Origin of the sequence: Kribbella sp. NPDC026611 (genome assembly GCF_040638345.1) — a bacterium.
In the GTDB taxonomy this organism is placed as follows: domain Bacteria; phylum Actinomycetota; class Actinomycetes; order Propionibacteriales; family Kribbellaceae; genus Kribbella.
On record NZ_JBEZYC010000001.1, the window covers coordinates 893,786 to 909,696 of the forward strand.

At 68.0% G+C, this 15,911-nt stretch carries 23 protein-coding genes; 10 read left to right on the forward strand and 13 right to left on the reverse strand.

Annotated elements, in window-relative coordinates:
• Positions 1 to 26: 26 nt before the first annotated feature.
• Together AB0E69_RS04470 and AB0E69_RS04475 are read right to left on the reverse strand one after the other, a co-directional pair.
• Positions 27 to 1,289, reverse strand: a complete 1,263-nt coding sequence (locus tag AB0E69_RS04470; protein ID WP_360139371.1) for a toxic anion resistance protein — start codon at positions 1,287 to 1,289, stop codon at positions 27 to 29.
• A gap of 117 nt (positions 1,290 to 1,406) precedes the next feature.
• Positions 1,407 to 2,198 carry a thymidylate synthase gene (locus AB0E69_RS04475; protein ID WP_360139374.1) on the reverse strand — a complete coding sequence of 264 codons (792 nt, stop codon included), beginning with the start codon at positions 2,196 to 2,198 and terminating at the stop codon, positions 1,407 to 1,409.
• Positions 2,199 to 2,231: 33 nt separating this feature from the next.
• Here AB0E69_RS04475 and AB0E69_RS04480 point away from each other — a divergent pair, with 33 nt between their 5' ends.
• Complete coding sequence (locus AB0E69_RS04480) at positions 2,232 to 2,882, forward strand: aminoacyl-tRNA hydrolase (RefSeq protein WP_360139377.1); 651 nt, start codon at positions 2,232 to 2,234, stop codon at positions 2,880 to 2,882.
• Here AB0E69_RS04480 and AB0E69_RS04485 read toward each other — a convergent pair.
• The 5 genes from AB0E69_RS04485 to AB0E69_RS04505 are packed head-to-tail and all read right to left on the reverse strand — an operon-like array spanning position 2,867 to position 5,494.
• Positions 2,867 to 3,490, reverse strand: a complete 624-nt coding sequence (locus AB0E69_RS04485) for a hypothetical protein (protein ID WP_360139380.1) — start codon at positions 3,488 to 3,490, stop codon at positions 2,867 to 2,869. The two genes, AB0E69_RS04480 and AB0E69_RS04485, sit on opposite strands and share 16 nt — an antisense overlap.
• Before the next feature lie 10 nt (positions 3,491 to 3,500).
• A complete protein-coding gene (locus AB0E69_RS04490) occupies positions 3,501 to 4,085 on the reverse strand; it encodes a dihydrofolate reductase family protein (RefSeq protein WP_360139383.1) in 585 nt (194 codons plus the stop codon).
• A gap of 2 nt (positions 4,086 to 4,087) precedes the next feature.
• On the reverse strand, positions 4,088 to 4,687 hold the full coding sequence (locus tag AB0E69_RS04495; RefSeq protein ID WP_360139386.1) for a dihydrofolate reductase family protein: 600 nt from the start codon (positions 4,685 to 4,687) through the stop codon (positions 4,088 to 4,090).
• 1 nt (position 4,688) lies between these two features.
• Complete coding sequence (locus AB0E69_RS04500; protein WP_360139389.1) at positions 4,689 to 5,159, reverse strand: SRPBCC domain-containing protein; 471 nt, start codon at positions 5,157 to 5,159, stop codon at positions 4,689 to 4,691.
• Positions 5,156 to 5,494, reverse strand: coding sequence for a metalloregulator ArsR/SmtB family transcription factor (locus AB0E69_RS04505; RefSeq protein ID WP_360139392.1), 339 nt, complete (start codon positions 5,492 to 5,494; stop codon positions 5,156 to 5,158). Before AB0E69_RS04505 ends, AB0E69_RS04500 begins: the two co-directional genes overlap by 4 nt.
• A 123-nt stretch (positions 5,495 to 5,617) precedes the next feature.
• Between AB0E69_RS04505 and AB0E69_RS04510 the strand changes: the two genes are divergently transcribed.
• From AB0E69_RS04510 to AB0E69_RS04520, 3 genes are read left to right on the forward strand one after another with little or no spacing between them, the layout of a single operon-like run.
• Positions 5,618 to 5,842: a hypothetical protein gene (locus tag AB0E69_RS04510; RefSeq protein ID WP_360139394.1), complete on the forward strand. Its 225-nt coding sequence runs from the start codon at positions 5,618 to 5,620 to the stop codon at positions 5,840 to 5,842.
• Positions 5,842 to 6,330, forward strand: a complete 489-nt coding sequence (locus tag AB0E69_RS04515) for a Clp protease N-terminal domain-containing protein (protein WP_360139397.1) — start codon at positions 5,842 to 5,844, stop codon at positions 6,328 to 6,330. The genes AB0E69_RS04510 and AB0E69_RS04515 overlap by 1 nt, the downstream gene beginning before the upstream one ends.
• Positions 6,330 to 6,965, forward strand: a complete 636-nt coding sequence (locus AB0E69_RS04520; RefSeq protein ID WP_360139400.1) for a DUF998 domain-containing protein — start codon at positions 6,330 to 6,332, stop codon at positions 6,963 to 6,965. Before AB0E69_RS04515 ends, AB0E69_RS04520 begins: the two co-directional genes overlap by 1 nt.
• Here AB0E69_RS04520 and AB0E69_RS04525 read toward each other — a convergent pair.
• The 4 genes from AB0E69_RS04525 to AB0E69_RS04540 form a co-directional block, all read right to left on the reverse strand.
• Positions 6,962 to 8,470 carry a multicopper oxidase domain-containing protein gene (locus AB0E69_RS04525; RefSeq protein ID WP_360139403.1) on the reverse strand — a complete coding sequence of 503 codons (1,509 nt, stop codon included), beginning with the start codon at positions 8,468 to 8,470 and terminating at the stop codon, positions 6,962 to 6,964. The two genes, AB0E69_RS04520 and AB0E69_RS04525, sit on opposite strands and share 4 nt — an antisense overlap.
• Positions 8,467 to 8,898 (reverse strand): hypothetical protein, encoded by a 432-nt coding sequence (locus AB0E69_RS04530; RefSeq protein WP_360139406.1) that lies wholly within the window; start codon positions 8,896 to 8,898, stop codon positions 8,467 to 8,469. Before AB0E69_RS04530 ends, AB0E69_RS04525 begins: the two co-directional genes overlap by 4 nt.
• Positions 8,895 to 9,305: a hypothetical protein gene (locus AB0E69_RS04535; protein ID WP_360139409.1), complete on the reverse strand. Its 411-nt coding sequence runs from the start codon at positions 9,303 to 9,305 to the stop codon at positions 8,895 to 8,897. Before AB0E69_RS04535 ends, AB0E69_RS04530 begins: the two co-directional genes overlap by 4 nt.
• Positions 9,306 to 10,317: 1,012 nt before the next feature.
• Positions 10,318 to 10,560, reverse strand: a complete 243-nt coding sequence (locus tag AB0E69_RS04540; protein WP_360139412.1) for a hypothetical protein — start codon at positions 10,558 to 10,560, stop codon at positions 10,318 to 10,320.
• A gap of 70 nt (positions 10,561 to 10,630) precedes the next feature.
• Here AB0E69_RS04540 and AB0E69_RS04545 point away from each other — a divergent pair, with 70 nt between their 5' ends.
• The 3 genes from AB0E69_RS04545 (at position 10,631) to AB0E69_RS04555 (ending at position 12,247) form a co-directional block, all read left to right on the forward strand.
• Positions 10,631 to 11,035 carry an NUDIX domain-containing protein gene (locus AB0E69_RS04545; RefSeq protein ID WP_360139415.1) on the forward strand — a complete coding sequence of 135 codons (405 nt, stop codon included), beginning with the start codon at positions 10,631 to 10,633 and terminating at the stop codon, positions 11,033 to 11,035.
• A gap of 119 nt (positions 11,036 to 11,154) precedes the next feature.
• Entirely contained in the window at positions 11,155 to 11,844 is a 690-nt protein-coding gene (locus AB0E69_RS04550; RefSeq protein WP_360140396.1) for a class I SAM-dependent methyltransferase, read from the forward strand.
• A 58-nt stretch (positions 11,845 to 11,902) separates the two neighbouring features.
• Positions 11,903 to 12,247, forward strand: coding sequence for a hypothetical protein (locus tag AB0E69_RS04555; RefSeq protein ID WP_360139418.1), 345 nt, complete (start codon positions 11,903 to 11,905; stop codon positions 12,245 to 12,247).
• A 585-nt stretch (positions 12,248 to 12,832) separates the two neighbouring features.
• Here the strand turns inward: AB0E69_RS04555 and AB0E69_RS04560 are convergent.
• Together AB0E69_RS04560 and AB0E69_RS04565 are read right to left on the reverse strand one after the other, a co-directional pair.
• Positions 12,833 to 13,042 (reverse strand): hypothetical protein, encoded by a 210-nt coding sequence (locus AB0E69_RS04560; RefSeq protein WP_360139421.1) that lies wholly within the window; start codon positions 13,040 to 13,042, stop codon positions 12,833 to 12,835.
• 76 nt (positions 13,043 to 13,118) lie between these two features.
• Positions 13,119 to 14,156, reverse strand: coding sequence for a LacI family DNA-binding transcriptional regulator (locus AB0E69_RS04565; RefSeq protein WP_360139423.1), 1,038 nt, complete (start codon positions 14,154 to 14,156; stop codon positions 13,119 to 13,121).
• Between the two features lie 123 nt (positions 14,157 to 14,279).
• Here AB0E69_RS04565 and AB0E69_RS04570 point away from each other — a divergent pair, with 123 nt between their 5' ends.
• The 3 genes from AB0E69_RS04570 to AB0E69_RS04580 are packed head-to-tail and all read left to right on the forward strand — an operon-like array spanning position 14,280 to position 15,891.
• Positions 14,280 to 15,002, forward strand: a complete 723-nt coding sequence (locus AB0E69_RS04570; protein WP_360139426.1) for a copper homeostasis protein CutC — start codon at positions 14,280 to 14,282, stop codon at positions 15,000 to 15,002.
• Positions 14,999 to 15,256, forward strand: coding sequence for a DUF4031 domain-containing protein (locus AB0E69_RS04575; RefSeq protein WP_360139429.1), 258 nt, complete (start codon positions 14,999 to 15,001; stop codon positions 15,254 to 15,256). Before AB0E69_RS04570 ends, AB0E69_RS04575 begins: the two co-directional genes overlap by 4 nt.
• A gap of 26 nt (positions 15,257 to 15,282) precedes the next feature.
• On the forward strand, positions 15,283 to 15,891 hold the full coding sequence (locus AB0E69_RS04580; RefSeq protein WP_360139432.1) for a hypothetical protein: 609 nt from the start codon (positions 15,283 to 15,285) through the stop codon (positions 15,889 to 15,891).
• The last annotated feature ends 20 nt before the right edge of the window (positions 15,892 to 15,911 follow it).

A 15,911-nucleotide genomic window follows, 5' to 3' on the forward strand; every position in this document is an offset into this window, starting at 1 on the left:
CCCGTCCCCCCAGCTAGTGGTGTTTGTCAGCGACCCAGGTCGAGGTCGAGGCTGCCGTGGACCACCTGCTGGTTCTGCTGCGCGACGCGGTCCAGGTACGCCCGGGACTTGGTCACCTCGGTCTCCAGCGTGCCGATGGTCGCGGCCATGTTGTCCAGCGCCTCCACCTTGAACGTGTCGATCGCGTCCATGGTCGCGTAGATGTTCGCGAACGCGGCCTGCAGTTGCGGCAGCCCGATCGTCGCGGACGCGGCCTGCTGCTGGATCGCCACCGAGTTGTCCCGCATCATCTGCGAGGTCCGCTCGATCATGTTGCTGGTGGTGGTGTTCAGCGCGCTGATCTGGTCCAGCACGAGCTTCTGGTTGCTCAGCGCCTGCGCGACGATGACCGCCGTACGCAGCGCGGACACCGTGGTCGTCGACGCCCGGTCGACGCCCTTGATCAGCTCGATGTTGTTCTTGATCACGATGTCGATGGCCAGGTAGTTCTGGATCGACACGGCGAGCTGGGTGAGCAGGTCCTGGTGCTTCTGCCGGACGTAGAACAGCACGTCCTCGCGGAACGCCTTCGCCTTGTCCGGGTTCGTCGCCTCGAGCTCGGAGATCGCCGCGGACAGCCGGGCGTCCAGCCGCTCGGCGACGTACACGTACTGGTTCAGCCGTGTCATCGCGTCCCAGAGCTGCTGCTTCTCCAGGTTGAGCGCGGCGTTGTCCTTGCCGAGCTCGTCCTGGCCGTTGCGCAGCGCGTGCAGGATGCCCTCGAGGTGGCTCTGCGCGCTCTGGTACTTGCGGAAGTAGTCCTCGATCTTGTCGCCGAACGGGATCATCCCGAGCAGCTTGCGCGGGCCGGTCGCGTCCTTCGGGTCGAGGTTCTCGACCGTACGGCGGAGCTCGAGCAGCGTCTTGCCGACCGTCGACCCCTCGGACAGCCCGCCCTCCTGGAGCGCGCGGACCGGCGACTTGAGCAGCCGGTTGGAGCTGTCGGCGGCGGCGCGGATGTCGACGTCGCCCATGCTGCGGACGTCGCTCGCCTTGGCCGCGAACTCCGGCGACCGCGGCTCGGCCGCCATCAGCGAGCTGAGGAAGGTGTCCACCTTCGAGTCGAGCCCCGGCAGCGCGGCCGGGTCGACGGCCGGCGCGAGGCTCGGCGCCGCGGTGGCGGCAACAGGCTGTGACGGCGGTGGAGCGGTCAGTATCAGCCCCGGCGCAGTCGCGGTCGGCGGCTGCAGCGGTGCCATCGCCGGCTGCGCGGCGGCAGCACCAGCTGCGGTGTTGTCAGCTTCAGTCATCGTCGTCTTCCCCTCCGAGAGGCCCCTGGTACCTCCGTGACGCGCACACAATCTACGCGGTTCCAGGTCTCCCTGGCCCAGTCGTTAGCTACTCGTTGTTAGCTACGAGAGAAACGATCAGACGGCAATGGGCGCCTTGATGCCGGGGTGGGGGTCGTAGCCGACCAGTTCGACGTCGGCGATCTCGTAGCTGTCGATCGAATCGCGGTGCGCGAGCCGGAGCGTCGGGAGCGGCCGCGGCTCGCGGGTGAGTTGCACGCGGGCCTGGTCGAGGTGGTTCAGGTACAGGTGCGCGTCGCCGAGGGTGTGGACGAAGTCGCCCACCTCCAGCCCGGTCTGCTGCGCGACCATGTGCGTGAGCAGCGCGTACGACGCGATGTTGAACGGGACGCCGAGGAAGATGTCGGCCGAGCGCTGGTACAGCTGGCAGGAGAGCCGGCCCTCCGCGACGTAGAACTGGAACATGGTGTGACACGGCGGCAACGCCATGTCGTCCACGTCCGCGACGTTCCACGCGTTGACGATGTGGCGGCGCGAGTTCGGGTTGGTCTTGATCGAGTCGATCACGTTCGTGATCTGGTCGACGTGCCGGCCGTCAGGAGTCGGCCAGGAGCGCCACTGGTAGCCGTAGACCGGACCCAGCTCGCCGTCGGCGTCGGCCCACTCGTCCCAGATCGAAATGTTGTTCTCGTGCAGCCACTTGACGTTGGTCGACCCGGAGAGGAACCAGATCAGTTCCCCGATCACGGACCGCAGGTGCAGCTTCTTCGTCGTCACCGCCGGGAACCCGTCCCGGAGGTCGTAGCGCGACTGGTACCCGAACACACTCAAAGTGCCCGTCCCGGTCCGGTCACCCTTCTCGACCCCGTTGTCCAGTACGTGCCGCAAGAGATCCAGGTACTGCTGCATGAGTTCAACCTACCGCCCTGGCAGACTCGCGGCGTGGAACAGGTGCTCACCCTGGTCGTGCGCGTCGAGAAGAACGCGCGGCCGGCGCAGACGGACGCGCTCGAGACGGCGGCTCGGGCGGTGCTCGCGATCCTTGCCGACGAGCGGTCGGGTGGTGACGGCGAGTGGGCGGCGGCGATGAGTGCGTGGCAGGACAACCGGATCCGCAAGATCGTGAAGCGGGCTCGGGGTGTGGAGTGGCGGCGTACGGAGTCCGTTCCGGGGATCACCGTGGTTGGCGGTACGGCGGAGGTCCGGGTCTTCCCGCCGACCGCGGTCGACGCCGTACCGGTCGAGCTCGCGAACCTCCAGGTCACCGGCACCGACTTCGAGGACGTCGACGAGTTGCCTGCGCTGTTGCCCGGCGTACCGGTGCTGTGGGTCAACCCGGCGCTCGAGATGTCCAGCGGGAAGGCGATGGCGCAGTGCGGTCACGCGGCCCAGCTGGCGTGGTGGGCGCTCTCGTCACAAGCGCGCAAGGAGTGGGAGGCGAACGACTTCGCGCTGGCAGTCCGCACCGCAAGCGCCGCACAGTGGAAGGAACTGCTGTCCAGCAGGCTGCCTGTCGTGCAGGACGCAGGCTTCACCGAGGTCGAGCCGGGATCGCGAACCGTCGTCGCCGACCACCCTCAGCTCAGGCGATAACCAAGCAACATAACCTCACCCAACTCGGGGTCGTCGTCCTGCACAGCCCCTTCCCAGTTGAAGCCGAACAAGTTCCGGAGGGCGTCCTCGCCGAGCTCCAACGGGTGGAAGTCGAGCGGGTAGGCATCTCCGTCCCCGTCGTCCTCCAGCCGCCGCTCACCCGCCCAGTACGGCCGCTCGAACTCCAGCGGCTCCCCGAGGTTCTCCAGCACCCCGTCGTCCGGCGACAAACTCAACGCCCGCCGCAGCACCCCGTCCTCCCACACACCGAAGGCAAACCAGTCGACGACGCTGTGCATCGCGTGCAGGTAGAGCGTCCGCCCGCGCCCCTCCTCGATGAACCGCTCCGGCAAGGCCGAGGGATAGTCCAACGCCACTTGACCGCTGGTGATCACGGTGAGCCCCGGAAACACCCCGGCGTAGAACTCGCCGTCAGGTGGGTTTGCCTTCGCCTCCAGAGACTGCTCAGAGAGGGGAGTCAGCGTGGTGGCGGGATGGAGGCGGTCGACCAGTGCATGGGTGGCGTCGCGGTCCGGTTCTGGTCGGCTGCGGAGTACGGCGGCGGCGTCCGTGTCGGCGTACAGCAGCATCCAGTCCTTGGCTCCCATGGGGGCATTTCTACCGGATGACCTGGTAGTGGAGGTGGGTGACGCGGTCGCCTTGGACGATCTGGGGGTCGGTGAGGAGGACCTGGGGGCCGGCGTAGTCGCCGAAGAACTTCTTGCCGGTGCCGAAGACGACGGGGACCAAGTTGTACGCGATCTCGTCGACCAGGCCGGCGGCGAGTGCCTGGCCGGTGAGGTCGCCGCCGGTGAGGACGACGTCCTGGTCGCCGGCGTGGGCCTTGGCCTGGGCGATGGCTTCCTCGATGCCGTTGACGAAGGTAAAGGGGGCGTCGGGGAAGGGCCAGTCCGGCGGCTCGTGGGTGACGACGAAGACATGGTCGCCGACCGACGGGACGCCGTGCCAGCCGTTCGTGATGTCGAAGAGGTGGCGACCGATCACGCACGACTTGATGTTCGGCCACGTCGCCTGCATGTATTCCGCGCTCGCCTGGCTGACGTGGAACGGGCGGCCCTGGTCCGTCCCGAACACCTCCACCGGGCCGTTGTTGTACCAGTCGAACAGCGGCCCGACCGCGTCCTCGTTGTCCGCGACGAACCCGTCCAGGGATACCGCCGCGCTCGCAATGACCTTGCCCATCATTACTTCACCACCTTGTAAGTAAGGTGCTGCGCCGACGGCGTCGACACAGCCTCGACCAATTCCAGCCCGAACCCCGCCGCGGGCGAGGCTGGGAACAGCCGCGTCCCGTCGCCGAGTACGACGCTTGCCACGTGCAACCGCAGTACGTCGGCCAGCCCGGCCGCGAGCACCTGGTGGCAGATGTCCCCGCCACCCATCACGCACACGTCCTTGTCCCCGGCAACTTCCAACGCCCGCTCGACTGCTTCCGCCGGACTGCCGACGAAGGTGAAGCGGTCACCCAGCCGGGTCTTCGCCGGCGGTGTGTGCGTGACCACGAAGATCGGCGGATTCACCTCACCGGTCGGTTTCGCGCCGTACCCGAGGTTGTCGTCCCAGCCGTCCGGCCCGTCGATGATGTCGAAGAGGTTGCGCCCCTGGACCACCGCGCCGGTCGCCTCGAACGCCGCGTCCAGCACGGCCTGATCCGCCTCGGTCCCGTGGAAGACCCAGTCGTGCAACGCCATCCCGCCGTCCCCGAGTCCGTTGGTGAGACCAACGTTGGGACCGGTGACGAACCCGTCCACCGACACCGAGATGTCGACCACGACCCGGCTCATCTCAGGCCTCCTTGGCGAGCAGCTCGGCCAGCCGGTCCATCGAGTCGTTGATCCCGTACGCCATCCCGTGCTCGATCGACTGGTCCCGCGTCTCGACCGACGGGAACACCGACTGCTGGTGCAGCCGGACGCCCTTCGCGGTCGGCTCGAGGGTCAGCTTCTCCAGGCAGACCTCGCCCGGCGCGCCCTCCCACTCGAAGGTCTGGATGATCAGCTTCTCCGGCTCGACGGTGTGGAAGACCCCGCGGAAGGCGTAGTCGCTGTTCTCGTCGCGGTGGATGTAGCGGTAGCTGCCACCGGGCCGTACGTCGTACTCCTCGACGGTCGCGTCCAGATCCCGCGGACCCAGCCACTGCGCGACCAGGTCGCGGTCGGACAGGATCCGGTACAGCTGCGCCGGCGTGGCGTCGAACTCGCGGATGACCTCGACGAACGGGGTGCCGGCGGGCGTGTTGATGGTGGTCGCGTTCATTTCTCCTGCTCCTTCACGGTGTCCAGCACCGCATCCATGCGCCGGAAGCGGCGCTCGGTCTCGAGCCGGTACTCGTCGATCCAGCTCGTCAGTGCTTCGAGGACGGCCGGTACCAGGTGGCACGGCCGGCGCTGACCCTCGCGGGTCCGGGTGATCAGTCCGGCGGCCTCGAGCACCTGGATGTGCCGCGACACCGCCTGCTTGGTGATCGGGAACGGTTCGGCCAGCTCGTTCAGCCCGGCCGGGCCACGCGACAGCCGCGCGACCATCGCCCGCCGGACCGGGTCGGCGAGTGCCGCGAACGCCCGGTCCAACTGATCGTCATCAACCGTCATGTTTATCAACCATTCCCTTGATCAACCGATGTGTTGACTATAGGAAGGCCTGACGCGTGTCGTCAAGGCCCAGGTGTAGCAACTTTGGTTGACAAACTGGCAGTGTCAACCTAAGTTGCTTATATGACGGAGTTGGTGGATCCCGAGGACCCCGCGGCCGGGCTGGCTGCGGTTGTGGCGCTGCGCCGGCTGGCCGACCGCCTGGAGGACAGCGAGGTGGAGCGCGCGATGCGGGCCGGCTGGAGCTGGTCCGACGTGGCCGAGGTGCTGGGGGTCACCCGGCAGGCCGTGCACAAGAAACATGCCCGGCGGCTGGTCGCCGCCGGCGTTGCCCTGAGGAGGCGTTGATGTCGACCGAACTGAAGGACCTGCGCACGTTGCTCGTGCACGAGGCGCGAGACGAGGCCCGGCGGGACGGATCCCGGACGGTCGAAGCGGAGCACGTGCTGCTTGCGCTGGCCGCGACCGACACCCCAGCGGCCCGGATGCTGGCCGAGGCCGGCCTGACCGTCGACGCGATCCGCGCGGCGCTGGACCAGGAGTGGGAGCAGAGCCTGGCCGTCGCCGGTATCGCGGTCAAGATCGGACTGTTGCCCACGGCAACTCCAGATCACGGCCGGACGCCGAAGGTCGGCGAGTCCGCGATCACGATCCTCCGCCGAGCCTTGGACGCACCGCCGAAGCAGAGCGTCGGCCGGATCGGCCCGACCCGCTTGCTGATCGGCATCCTGGACTCCGACCGCAGCCGCGTCGCCCGCGCCCTGAAGACGGCCGGTGTAGACCGTCTCGCACTGCGCGACCGAGCGCTCGAGGCACTCGCGCAAGGGATCCACTGATGACCACCGTGGCCGACCGCGCCACGCGGACCAGTCGCTTGGTCGCCTGTGGTCTGGTCGCGGGACCCCTGTTCGTCGTCGTCTTCCTCCTCGAAGGCGTCTTCAAAGGCTCGGGGTACGACGCCCTCCGCCATCCCGTGAGCTCACTCGAACTCGGCGCCAACGGCTGGATCCAGGTCGTGAACTTCCTCGTCGCCGGCGTGCTCTCCCTCGCCTTCGCCGCCGGCGTATGGCGGTCCGGCTTCCGGGCCGGCGCCGTACTCCTTGGGGTGTGGGGAGTTGCGCTGCTCGGTGCGGGTCTGTTCACGACTGACCCAGTCAGCGGCTTCCCGCTCGGTACGCCGGCGGTCGTCGACTACACCACGTCCGGCGCGCTGCACGACGGCTTCTCGTTGCCGGGGTTCCTGGCGCTGGCGGCTGCCCAGGTCGTCCTGTCCCGCGGTGCCGGTCGTCGGTGGTTCGTCTATTCGTTGCTCAGCGCAATGGTATTTGTTGCCTGCTTCTTCCTGGCCAGCGCGGGTTTCAACCAGACTGCGGGACTGGTCGCGGTCGGTGGTCTGTTCCAGCGGCTGGCCGTGGTGGTCGGCTGGGGCTGGACCGTGGCGCTCGCCGTCCGGTTGCGCCGTACCGCTTAGATCGTTTCGAACGCGGCCATCATGGCCATGTCCTCGTGCTCGAGGTTGTGGCAGTGGATCAGGTACTTGCCCTTGTGGGCGGTGAATCTGACCAGCACCTCGACCACCTCGGCGGGTCTGATGTCGACCGTGTCCTTCCAGCCCTGGTCGTAGTCGCCGGGCTTCTCCTTGCCGCCGCGGCTGAGTACCTGGAACGGCGCGAGGTGCACGTGCACCGGGTGATGGACGTCGGTGACGAAGGTCCAGATCTCGGGCTGGTCCAGCTTCACCTGCGCCTGCATGACGTTGGGGTCGAAGGCCTTGCCGTTGATCGTCCAGCCCTGGTGGTCCCCGGCGGTGCCGCGGCGGAACCGCCAGGTCCGCTTGACGACCCCGGTCGGCCGTGGGAGGACGGCGTACGACGAGAGCTTCGCCGGGATGCTGCTCTCGTCGTTCGCCTTCCGGGCCACCTTGAACCGCATCACGTTGGCGTTGTTGTCGAGCTTGTTGACCACTGTGACCTCATCGCCGACCTGGTACTTGGAGAAGTCCACGATCACGTCGAACCGCTCGGCCGGCGCGATCGCCAACGTGTCGTGCTCGACCGGCGCGGCCAGCAACCCACCGTCGCTACCGATCTGGACGAACTTGGCCGGTCCCTTGTCGAAGGCCAGCCCGTAGCGGCGTGCGTTGCTGGCGTTGAGGATGCGCAGGCGATAGCGGACGGCGTCCACCTCGTGCACGGGCCACGGAGCGCCGTTCACCAGCGTCACATCGGCGATAACGCCTTCCATGTACTTCGTCTCGACGCCGTGGCCGTCCTTGGCGACTGGGTAGAGGAACGAGCCGTCGGCGTTGAACGCACGGTCCGCGATGACCAGCGGGAGCTCGCGGTCGCCGTCGGGGAGCGGGAGCTTCGCCTCTTCCTCGTCGCGGATGAGGTGGACGCCGAACAGGCCTCGGTAGAGCTGTGGGGCGGTGTAGTCCATCGTGTGGTCGTGGTACCAGAGCATGGCTGCGCGCTGGGTGTTGGGATAGGTGTAGGTGCGGCTGCCCATCTTCATGTCGCCGGTGCCCATATGGTGCTCGCCGTGGCCCCCCTGCAGGGGCATGAGCAGGTCCAGTGGCCAGCCGTCGCTCGGAGCGGGCGTGTGGCCGCCGTGCAGGTGTACGACGGTTGAGACGTCGAGCTCGTTGACCTGTTCGATGACGGTGGTGCGGCCGCTGCGTACGTCGAAGGTGGGGCCGGGCAGAAGCCCGTCGTACCCCATCACCTCGGTCTTGAGGCCGGGGAGGATCTCCAGGCTCGCCTTGCGCTGCACGACGCGGTAGTAGTCGGCTGTCGCGTCTGAGCGGACCGGCTTCTTGACCGGGGGGATCGGGAGCGGGACCTGGAACGGCTGGGGGAGCGGCGCCTTGCTGCGGAGGAGTTCGCCGGCTTGCGCCGGTTTCGCTTCTTCGCCGCAGGCGGTGAGGAGCGCGACGCCTCCGGTGGCGGCCAGGACTGCTCTGCGGGAGATCTTCATCGCTTGGCCTCCTGGCGAGTCAGGCGGGCGGTCGGACGGAACGACCAGATCGTGAACCAGATGATGGTGAGCACGATGGCCACGCCGAGGGGTACATGAACGGCGAAGTTCTGCTGGTAGCCGTAGGTGAGCTGGACGAACTCCGCGATCACCAGACCGGCCGAGACGAGCGTCGGCCAGGCGCGGCCGCGGCCGACGAGCCAGTAGACGGCGGCGACGACGGTCTGGAGCAACCCGACCATCCAGATCGACCCACCGATCGGACCGTGGACATTCGTCATCGCGTCGACGTTGCCGGCCAGGAAGTAGCCGGCGGCAATCGGCTGCGCGATCACGAGTGCTGTGTGGAGCACGCCGGTGATACGCAGACCGATGAGGCTTGCGCGTGGTCGCCGTACGGTCTGCTGCTCCTCGGTGGTCGCGGTCATGCGGTCACCGCCTCTTCCTTGGTACGACGCTTCTTGGTACGGCGTTTGGGCGTGGGGCGCTGGCGTGTCGTCCAGAGCGCGAAGCCGATCGTGGTACCGACGAGCGTGATCCCGAGCGGGATGTGAATCGCGAGGCTTCGGCTGTAACCGAAGACGGCCTGGAACACCTCGGCCGTGGTGACAATCAGGCTGACCAGTGGCCCCGCGACCCGGCCCCCGGACCGCCACCAAACCGTTGCCACCAGCAACTGGGTCAACCCGACGAACACCAGGCTCAACCCGGTGGTCTCATGCATCCCGAGCCCGGCCGGCGTCCCGTCGAGGTAGATCCCCATGAACACCGGCTGCAGACAGATCGCCACGGCATGCACCACCGCCACCACCCGCAACACCCACAAAGACTTCATGTAGACAGACAATAGTAGGCTGTCTACATGTAGCGCAATCAGGTATCTCCCTGAGTCGAGCCCACGCGCCCGCGGGAAGTCGAGCCCACGCGCCCTCCGCGGCTGCTACGTTCGTCGCTGCGCTCCTCACCGCGCCCACTCCGCGCGCTCCCACCCACCCCCGGCTTAGCGCCGTACTCTGCCGGCTGCCGCCGGCGAATTGCTCGCTGCCGCTCGCGGGCGACTACCGGAGCGTGGTGAGGCCGACTCCTGCGACCCGCCCGGACTGCTGACGCGCCGGCTCCGCGAGCTCCTCCGTCGCCCGCTACGCCGGTGCTCCCGGGGACCTGCAGCCCACGCGCCTCCGCGGCCGCTACGTTCGTCGCTGCGCTCCTCACCGCGCCCACTCCAGGCGCTCCCACCCACCCCCGGCTTAACGCCGCACTTGCCGGCTGGCGCCGGCGAACTGCTCGCTGCCGCTCGCGGGCGATTACCGGAGCGTGGTGAGGCCGACGGCTACCACCCGAGCAGACCGCAGACGCGCCGGCTCCGCGAGCTCCTTCGTCGCCCGCTACGCCGGTGCTCCCGCGCTGTCGAGCTGCGGGCAGTACGCAACCGCTCTAGTCGCTGCGTTCCTTAACCCGCGGGACCGCTCCGGGTGCGCTTCGGGTGTTTCGCTGGGGGGAGGCCGCCGTACTGGGACCGATCGGGGCCCGGTGGGGCTTCGACGCGAACTCGGCCTTCCGGCGAGTGTTCGGGAAATGTCATGACTCCGCAGCCAGCGGAATCAAGCAATTTCCAGAACAGGACGTGAGTCGACGACGACCTGACCTCCGGCCAGTTGGAGCGCGCCACTCACTCGCCGCACGTGGTCCGGCAACACGCGGCACCCTGGAATTCCGCTCGCGCCGCGTCCTCAGAAGCAGTCTCCCTCCCGTCATGTCAGGGCCTCGAACTGGCCTCCCGACGTGTTGCACCGCGACGAGTTAGGAGCGAGAAGGCACAAGATCGTGGCATAGGCAATCGCCGCGAGTCAGGTGCGCAGCTCGAACCGCAGCGTCGTGCCGGCGAGTTTCTCGACCTGGGCCAGCAGCCCTGGGGCCATGATCGTGGGCCGGCCTTGAGCCTGCACTCTGATCCGGGTCGGAGGCTCGCCTTCCACGGTTACGCGCGTGGCCGGCTGAAACTCCGACAAGAGGAATCGAATCTGCTCGAATCCGCGCTCTGTGAACCGAAGCTCGCTGCCTCCTGCGACAAGATCGAACTCGAACGTCACGGCGTGACCCTAACCGCCGCGCTCACGGGATGGTGCGGCATGAGCGTGGGTTCGCAACTAGGGTGTCGTGATGGCCGCCCCGATTCCGATCTCCGTCGCTGCGCTTGTGCGGGACGGTCTTGTGCTTCTGGTGCATCGGCATCCGTCGCGTCGGTGGTATCCCGACTGCTGGGATCTCGTCGGCGGTCATGTCGAGTCGGGCGAGCTGCCTCACCAGGCCGTCAGCCGGGAATGCCTCGAGGAACTCAAGGTCCACGTCCACGACCCTCGGCCCTTCCCCATGACGATCAGCGACCCGACCCTCGACATGCAGGCGTTCCTCGTCACGCGCTGGGATGGGGAACCTGTCAACGCCGCGCCCGACGAGCATGACGACCTTCGCTGGTTCCGGCCCAGTGAGCTCGCAGACCTGACGCTGGCGCACCCGGCCAGCCTGTCGAGCATCCTCAGCGCCGTCCAGGCCGCAACCGACTAGTCAGTCGGCCAGCTTTCTGTGAGTCCGGCAGCAGCTGACCCGCTGTCGTGATCGGGTGGTTGACCAGTCGCACCAACGGGTGCGTACCTGCCGACCCGAAGGAGTGCTCGGTGCCGAAGATGGATTACGACGAGTTCGCCGAGGCGTACGCCGCGGACAACGAGGGCAACCTGCTCAACGGCCACTACGAACGGCCGGCGATGCTCAACCTTGCTGGTGACGTGGCCGGTCGGCGCATTCTCGACGTCGGCTGTGGTGCCGGGCCGCTGTCGGCGGCGCTGCGTGACAGGGGCGCGATCATGACCGGTTTCGACCTCAGCGCGGCGATGATCGAGCTGGCCCGCCGACGGTTGGGCGAGGACGCCGACCTGGCCGTTGGCGACCTGGCCAAGCCGCTCCCGTACGGCGACGCCGCGTTCGATGACGTCGTCGCCTCACTTGTCCTGCACTACCTGGAGGACTGGACCGAGCCGCTCGCCGAACTCCGCCGGGTACTGAAACCGGGCGGACGCCTCATCCTGTCGGTGAACCACCCGCTCCTCTACAAGGCGCTGAACCCCGACGGCGAGTACTTCGACGTCGTCGAGTTCTCGTACGACGCCGAGCACGCCGGACGCACAGTCGTCTACACGAACTGGCACCGCCCGCTGCAGGCGATGAGCGACGCCTTCACGGCGGCGGGTTTCCGGATCTCGTCCATCAGTGAGCCGCCGATCGACCCCGACACGCCCAGCGAACTGCTACCGGAGGAGCTGAAGGACCGCAGACGGTTCATCAGCTTCATCTTCTTCGTGCTCGAAGCATCCTGACGCGCGAGCCGACCTGTGGATGGGGTTTTGTCGGTGTTGTCTGGCACTCTGAAGGACGATGAGTGAGCCAGGGGTGTTGCTGACTGCGCGAGCCATGGTCCTGCACGACCTGGCCGCGCGGGGATTCGACGACGCGGTGATGGTGTCGTTGCTGGAGGACGCCGTGGCCGGTCGACAGTGGTGGCTGGACCAGTGGCCGGACGGAGCCGAACACATCGCCGGTCTGGTCGCTCAGGATGTCCAAGACCGCCTCGTCGACTCCGGAGTCCGCTGGCCCCGCTGCACCGCCTGCGACGACCTCCACGACCACGAGCTCCGCATAGAACCAGAACTAGGCCCAAACCCCCACTGGGTCTGCGAAAGAGCCGGCATCACAGTCGCCCCCCTCGGCCATCTCACCTAGGCAAGCGAGCAACACACGCGGGGCATAGCAGCGTTCGACTGTCCGGCGAGTTCAAGCAGGCGGTCGGCCCAGCGATCTGCTCTCAGAAAGGGCCGGAAGCGGGCGACGGAGGAGCACGCGAGCCGACGCGTCAGCAGTCTGCTCGGGCAGCGTCGGTCGGCCTCACAACGCTTCGGTAGTCGCCCGCGAGCGGCAGCGAGCAGCTCACCGGCGGTGGGCGGTTGGTACGGCGCTAAGCCGGCGCATGTGCGGTTCGCTCGGGGTAGCACCAGTCGCGTCACCACCCCCGGTAGTACCCGCGAGCGGCAGCGAGCAGCACGCTGGCGCGTGTGCGGTTCGCGCGGGTAGGAGCAGTTGGCGGCACCAGCTTCCGGTGGTCGCACGCGAGCGGTAGCGAGCAGTTCGCCGGCGCCAGCCGGCAGGTACGGCGTTAAGCCGGGGGTGGGTGGGAGCCGCCTGGAGCGGGTGCGGTGAGGAGCGCAGCGACGAACGTAGCGGCCGCGGAGGGCGCGTGGGCTCGACTTCCCACGGGCGCCTGCGTCAGACGTACAAACCCCACGCCCGATGCGGACGTGGGGTTTGGGGTTAGCTGGCGGTGCAGGTTGGGTCTAGGCGGTTGGCCAGGCGCAGTTCGCGTTCGGCAGCAGACCGGAGTACGGCGCTGAAGCGGGTCCGGAGGGCGAACGTGCGGGGGGGCGGCTCCTCGTCCAGTTGCTGGGGAGCGTTGGGGAGGGCTGACTGGGACAGGGTGCGGGCGTTCTCTACTGCGGTGTTGCCGGCGATGAAGTACGTCATGGTGCTGCTCCCTCCTGAGAGCGTGCGGTAGTAACCCAGGGACCGGACGGTCCTGGACGGTTGGTGAGTGGAGTTGTCAGTGCTTGGGCGCGGGCCCGCTGCTCGAGCGGACGACGAGCTCGGTCGGCATCAGTAGTTGGCGTTCGGTGGTGGCGGGGTCGAGCAGCACGCGACCGACCGCGCGACCCTTGTCCTTGATCGGTTGGCGGACCGTCGTCAGTCCGGCGGTCGCCGCCGCGGGGATGTCGTCGAAGCCGCAGACGGTCAGATCGCGTCCTGGTGTCAGTCCGCGGACCTTCATCGCCTCCATCGCGCCGAGTGCCTGGACGTCGCTCAGCCCGACGATCGCGGTGGGCCGGTCCTGCGAGTCGAGCACGTACTCCGCGCCCTTCACCCCGGAAGCGAACGCGTTGTGCCCGCCGGACACGATGCGCAGCCGGGCGTCCGGCATCGACTTCTGCAGGCCGCGGATCCGCAGCTCACAGTCGGTGTACCCGACCTCGTCCAGCGTGAGCTCCACCGGCCGGCCACCGGCGGCCTGCGCGTTGTCGACCAGTACGACGACCTCGCGGTGACCGAGCCGGGCCAGGTGCTCGCCCAGCTTGGAGGCCGCCTCGACCTCGTCGATCGCGACCCAGGACAGGTCCGGGTGGTCGCCGCGGTCGGTGGAGACCGCCGGGATCCCCCGGTTGGCGAGAATCTCGAGGCCGGGGTGGTCGCCCGGTACGCAGAAGATCGCGGCGCCGTCGATTGCGGCTTGCTGGACCGCGTTGCTGCCGCCGGCGATGTCGGTCGAGCTCAGCGGCATCAGCAGCAGGCTGGTGGTGAACTCCTCCGCGACCTCCGCCAGACCGGCCAGGAAGCCGACCGCGTAGGGGTCCGAGAAGGCGTACGCCAGCTTGTCGGTGAACAGCACCCCGATCGCCCCGGCCTTCCCGCTGCGCAGGGCGCGCGCCGACGCGTCAGGTCCGGCGTACCCGAGCTCCTGGGCGGTTGCCATGATGCGCTCGCGCAGTGCCGCGGAGAGCTGGTCGGGCTTGTTGTACGCGTTGGAGACGGTCGACGGCGAGACGCCCACGGCCTTCGCCACGGTCTTCAGTGTGACCCCTGCCATCGTTCTCACCACCTTCTCTGCATCGTTCTACTAGATCGTTCTAGAAAAACGATACAGAAGCTCGACGGCGAGTGCAACACCAAATATCCGGCAGTGAAGGAAGAGTGAGGGAAGATAGTGCCCATGGGTTCGCTGCTGGAGGTCATCGCGTTGCATCCGGCGGATGCGGAGGCGGCGCAGGAGGGTGGGGCCGATCGGCTCGAGCTGTGCGCGGCGATGGAGGCGGACGGGCTGTCACCGTCGGTGTCGACGGTCAGTGCGATCCGGCGGGTGACCGACCTGCCGTTGCGGGTGATGCTGCGGCTGTCCGACTCGTTCACCACCAACGGCGCCGAGCTGAACCGGATGACCGCGACCGCGCAGTCCTATCTGGCGGCCGGCGCGGACGGGTTCGTGCTCGGGTTCCTCACGCCGGACAACGTGGTGGACACGGAGTCGGTGGCGGCACTGGTCAGCACGTTCGCGGGTACGCCGTGGACGTTCCACCGCGCGATCGACGCCGTACTCGAGCAGCGGTCGGCCTGGCGGGCTCTCAAAGCACTACCCGGTCTGGACTGCGTGCTGACCGCCGGCTCGTCGATCGGTGTGAGCCACGGCCTCGACGACCTGTGCAGGCTGGCCAAGGACGACCCGGCGATCGCTGGCGTGATGATGGCCGGCGGTGGGCTGCAGGCGGAGCACGTGCCGTGGCTGTACCAGGCCGGCGTACGGCGCTTCCACGTCGGCTCGTCGGTGCGTCAGGACGGCTCGTGGACGAAGGCGTACGTCAACTCCCGCTTCGTCCGCGCCTGGCGCAACCTCCTCGACGCCCAGGACGCCCGCGAAGGCACCCAGGACGCGGGATGATCCTCATCGACCCGCCCGCCTGGCCGGCCTGGGACCGAGTCTGGTCCCACCTCGTCAGCGACGAGTCCCTCGAAGAGCTGCACGCCTTCGCCAAGGCCAACAACATCCCCACCCGAGGCTTCGACCGCGACCACTACGACGTCCCCAGCGACCGCTACGAAGACCTCATCAAAGCCGGCGCCACCCCCGTCCCCAGCCGCGAACTCGTCCGCCGCCTGATCGCCGCAGGTCTCCGCCACCGCAAGGGCACCTGACCCGACCAGGTGGAACCATTCCGGACGTGACCGGTGTGATCCTCGACGTACCGTTCAATGCGGCCGCGCTGTCCCGACGGCGGAAGGCCCAACGTACGACGTACCGGTTCGCGGCGGTGGCGTTCGGCGCCCTGACCCTCTTCCTGCTCGTGGCAACTATCGGCCTCTTGGCGACGGTGTGGAGCGAGCCTGCTGCGGCGGTCGTCCTCGGTCTCGTCATGCTGGCGCTGCTGACGCTCAGCGTCGGCGGAGTGGTCGTCGGCCTTCGCGGTGACGGCCGCCCAGCGGACTGGGCCGAGGCCTGGGCGACGCCGCCGGTCGCCATCCGAGTCACCACCAGAGGTCTCTGGCTGGCCGGAGGGGATCCGCTGGCCGGTACGACGTACACCTGGGACACCCTGCAGGGACTACGTTTCTGGACCGGCGCCCGCGGCACGGCCTGCCTGACCGTCACCCCAGGGCCGGGCTGCACGCTCGGGGTGAACGAGCCGGCAGACCCGGTCTGCCGGATGTCCAGGCTGACCGGATCGACTGGCATCGAGGTGATGCCCGAGACGCTCGTTGTTTCGCTGCACGAGCTCGACCTGGCCGTCCAGCACGCGTCCGGTGGACGGCACCGGATCAGCTACCAATGAAAACGGCCCCCGACAGGTTA